The organism is Cognatilysobacter lacus, from assembly GCF_008274655.1.
Taxonomy (GTDB): domain Bacteria; phylum Pseudomonadota; class Gammaproteobacteria; order Xanthomonadales; family Xanthomonadaceae; genus Cognatilysobacter; species Cognatilysobacter lacus.
The window spans coordinates 1-997 of the sequence record NZ_VTRV01000279.1; the positions used below are offsets into that span (position 1 = coordinate 1).

Annotated in this window: 1 protein-coding gene; it reads right to left on the reverse strand. The window is 62.7% G+C overall.

The genetic code is table 11. From position 1 onward, the window contains the following. Positions 1 to 77: 77 nt before the first annotated feature. Entirely contained in the window at positions 78 to 569 is a 492-nt protein-coding gene (locus FW784_RS14060) for an energy transducer TonB (RefSeq protein ID WP_149353943.1), read from the reverse strand. Positions 570 to 997 lie beyond the last annotated feature (428 nt).

Genomic DNA, 997 nt, shown 5'->3' on the forward strand with positions numbered 1-997 from the left:
TGCATCCCGGCGTGGGCGCTAACACCTGAGTTAAGCCGCGCCGCGAAGCGGCGTCGGCTTGGACGAATTGTTAGGCCTCAGCGCGACCCAGGCCCGAAAGGAAACTCTTGTGCTGCTAGCGATGCAACGGGGCGACCATTAAAGCGAGCCGGTTCGAACCGCCATTCCTTCATTGCCGCCAACGCAACTTCAGTGAGCTGCGGGTCCGTGCTCTCAATAACGACGGGGTCCGATGCCACGCCTTCGAGAGTGACGATATAGGCGATTACGACCTTTCCGACCCTGGGTGAACCTTCCGGGCCAGCCGGCGCTGCCGGCAAGCCACCGGCCGTGGGGTTCGCGCTCTGAAGTCCGCCCAAGGTGTCAGCGAAGATGTAGCGGCACCCGTATGCCTTCTTTGCGGCCGAATCGATCGCAAAGCTCTCCGGAGAGAGGCGATTGAACACGGTGCGAGCCAGCATTTGATCCGTGGATTCTGGCTTTGCGGATGTCTCGTTCTTCCCTTCGCACGCGACTGCGGTGTGGCTTACGACTAGGAGAGCAAGGCAAATAACTCCGGCGAATTTCATGATACTTCCTCTGAGGCCTAACACCTGAGTTAAGCCGCGCCGCGAAGCGGCGTCGGCTTGGACGAATTGTTAGAGCCCACGCGCCGGGATGCTGGCCCGCTGCTCCACGTGGCCGGATTCTGGCACGAAGAGCGAGACCGGCGAGATAGACGGAGCGGGGCGCCGCAGGCGCGCCGAACGGCGAGGGCGGTGACGGCATCGGAGCGGATGTAGCCGGCAAGTTGGCGCCGCCGTTCGTTTTGCGGCGCTGACCTGGAAAATCGCTGCGGCGCGAGCTTGCAGCCGTGAACCTGCGAGTGGATGCGGCCGTGAGCTACGAAACCCGAAGAGCGATTAGCCCGACAACCGCAATGCATCCCGGCGTGGGCGCTAACACCTGAGTTAAGCCGCGCCGCGAAGCGGCGTCGGCTTGGACGAATTGTTAGGCC

Coding starts and splice junctions, on each gene's coding strand:
- FW784_RS14060 (WP_149353943.1), bottom strand. CDS start 569: ATGAAATTCGCCGGAGTTATTTGCCTTGCTCTCCTAGTCGTAAGCCAC.